This is a genomic window from Sulfurovum sp., from assembly GCF_041551015.1.
Taxonomy (GTDB): domain Bacteria; phylum Campylobacterota; class Campylobacteria; order Campylobacterales; family Sulfurovaceae; genus Sulfurovum.
The window spans coordinates 1-3303 of the sequence record NZ_JBFENQ010000172.1 but is presented as its reverse complement, the minus strand read 5'-3'; the positions used below and the strand labels follow the sequence as shown (position 1 = coordinate 3303).

The window sequence follows — 3303 nt, the reverse complement described above, 5'->3', positions numbered from 1 at the left end:
TATCGTCATCATCATGATTTTTAAATCATTTGTAGGTGATAGTGATGGTCTTGGTAATATGCTAGACAGTGGTAACAATGTTACGCAAACCAAAACAGTAAAATATTCAGAGATTAAGAGTGAAATAGCAAAAGGTACTATCACTTCGGTGAAGCTCACACCTACAACAATAGAAGCTATTGCAGACAGTGATGGTCGAAAAATACGTTTTGTAGCACAAAATGTTCCAACCTATGATAAAGAGCTTATCCCTCTTCTAGAAGAAAAGAACATAACTTATGAAGGTATCATGGGTGGCGGTTTTGTTTCTGATCTTTTAGGGTCATTGCTTCCTATCCTCATCTTCTTTGGTATCTGGATCTTCTTAGCTAAAAAAATGTCTAAAGGTATGGGTGGTGGTATCTTAGGTGCAGGAAAAGCCGATAAACTGATCAATTCTGAAAAACCAGACACAAAATTTGATGATGTACAAGGGGTTGAAGAAGCCAAAGATGAAGTGAAAGAGATCGTTGATTTCCTTAAATTCCCGGAACGCTATATGGAACTTGGTGCGAAAATTCCAAAAGGCTTGCTTTTAGTAGGACCTCCAGGTACTGGTAAAACACTCCTTGCTAAAGCTGTTGCAGGTGAAGCATCAGTACCATTCTTCTCTGTAAGTGGTTCAGGATTCATCGAGATGTTTGTCGGTGTGGGTGCAAGCCGTGTACGTGATCTTTTTGCTCAAGCCAAAAAAGAAGCGCCATCGATCATATTCATCGATGAGATAGATGCTATCGGTAAAAGCCGTTCGAGTGGTGGACAAATGGGTGGAAATGATGAAAGAGAACAAACACTTAACCAACTCCTAGCAGAGATGGATGGTTTTGGTACAGATACTCCTGTCATCGTACTTGCAGCTACAAACAGACCAGAAACACTCGATGCTGCCCTACTTAGAGCTGGACGTTTTGACAGACAAGTACTGGTTGACAAACCTGATTATGATGGACGTTTAGCCATACTAAAAGTACATTCACAAGGTGTAAAGTTGTCTTCTTCCGTAGATCTAAAGGTGGTTGCTAAGCAAACTGCAGGCCTTGCAGGTGCTGACTTAGCAAATATCATTAATGAAGCAGCTTTACTCGCAGGACGTTTCAACAAAAAAGAGATAGAACAATCTGACTTACTTGAGTCAATAGAACGTTCATTTGTAGGACTTGAAAAGAAAAACCGTAAAATCTCAGAAGTAGAGAAAAAAATAGTGGCTTACCATGAAAGTGGCCATGCACTTATGGCAGAACTTACCAAAGGTGCAACCCGTGTGACTAAAGTATCTATCATTCCTAGAGGACTTGGTGCATTAGGTTATACACTTCATCTTCCAGATGATGAAGACAGATTCTTAAAACAAAAACATGAACTCCTAGCTGAAGTAGATGTACTTCTTGGTGGTCGTGCGGCAGAAGAGGTTTTCATAGGTGAGATAAGCACAGGTGCCGGTAATGATCTCGACCGTGCAACTGCTATCTTAAAAGATATGATCTCTGTATATGGAATGACAGATGTTGCAGGGTTAATGGTACTCTCTCGTAGTCAAAATTCATTTTTAGGTGGTGGTGCTGTGAGTACCGACTATAGTGAAAAAATGGCTGAAGATATGGACAGTTTCATCAAGTCTACTCTCAATGAACGTTATACATTTGTAAAGAAGACACTCAACGAATATCACCAAGCCATAGAAAATATGACTGCTATACTTTTAGATGTTGAAGTGATCGAAGGTAAAAAAGTACGTTCTATCATTGCTGACTATGAAAAAGAAAACAACATGGAAAGTCGTCTAGCACATGGTGACAAAATAGCTGCAGCAGAAGCCAGAGCTAAAGCTGAAGAAGAAGCAGAAAGTACGGATACATAAAGTAAAAAAAATTAACATTAAAAGATAATTATTATCCCTTGTCTTTTATTTTCAAATAGTGTATAATACTTAAAATTTAAAGGAGAGATTATGAAAACTATCATAAACCAACAAACTATTTTCACTAAAGATAGCTCTCTCCTGCTACTGCTCGCACTCTAATCGTTTAACGATCCACACCCTTTTTTACACAATATAAAAACAATTAGTTTCTAATAACTACAATTTAGGTAGAATTAGACAATCATTTACACCCATACTTTAATAGTATGCTATTAACCCTCACCGCAAGGTGTAGCTTTAGTGAGAGGAATTATAATGTGTCTTTGGCGCATTATGAGGAGAAAGAAAATGGAAACCATAAAAATATTTGACACAACATTAAGAGACGGTGAGCAGAGTCCTGGGGCTTCTATGAACACTGAAGAGAAGATCCAAATCGCTGCACAGTTGGAGCGTTTGGGTGTAGACATCATAGAAGCAGGATTTGCGGCAGCAAGTCCCGGAGATTTTGATGCTATTGATAAAATATCACAAAGAGTTACGAATTCAACTGTTTGTTCTTTGGCTAGAGCTATTGATTCAGATGTGAAAGCTGCAGGTGAAGCCATCGCTAAAGCAAAGTTGAAACGTATCCATACATTTATCGCCACATCAAGCATACATATGGAACATAAACTCAAAATGAAGCCTGATGAAGTGATTAAAAGAGCAGTAAGAGCTGTCGAGTATGCGCGTACATTCGTAGATGATGTAGAGTTTTCCTGTGAAGATGCAGGGCGTTCAGACATTGGTTTTATGAAAGAGATATCTGATGCTGTTATCGAAGCAGGTGCAAGTACCATTAACTTGCCAGATACGGTTGGGTTTAGACTTCCTTTTGAAATCGGTGCAATGGTCAAAGAGATGAGTGAATACACAAAAGGTAGAGCCATTATCTCTGTTCATAACCACAATGACTTGGGCTTAGGTGTAGCCAACTCTTTGGAGGCTGTGATCAATGGAGCAAGACAGGTAGAGTGTACGATCAACGGTTTAGGTGAAAGAGCTGGGAATGCGGCACTTGAAGAGATCGTTATGGCATTAAAAACACGTTCAGATGTATTTGCCAACTATAAAACAAATATAAATACAAAAGAGATATACCCATCAAGCCGTTTGATAGCCAACATCACAGGCATAGAGCCACAACCAAATAAAGCCATAGTCGGTAAAAATGCTTTTGCACATGAGAGTGGTATTCACCAAGACGGTATGTTAAAAAATAAAGAAACCTATGAGATCATCTCTCCCGCTGATATTGGTTTAGATATGGATGACACTTTGGTCTTAGGTAAACACTCTGGCCGTGCAGCATTTAAAGATAAATTGCGTAAATTAGGATTTATCTTAGATGATGAGGCATT

2 protein-coding genes are annotated in these 3303 nt (G+C 38.8%); both read left to right on the top strand.

Going from position 1 to position 3303, the window contains the following annotated elements; all coding sequences use genetic code 11:
• Nucleotides 1-1897: ATP-dependent zinc metalloprotease FtsH (ftsH, locus tag ABZC96_RS09255; RefSeq protein WP_373030649.1), on the top strand; the 1897-nt coding region annotated here is incomplete at its 5' end.
• 351 nt (nucleotides 1898-2248) lie between these two features.
• Nucleotides 2249-3303, top strand: a 1055-nt coding sequence (locus ABZC96_RS09250; RefSeq protein WP_373030648.1) for a 2-isopropylmalate synthase, incomplete at its 3' end; no start/stop codon positions are given.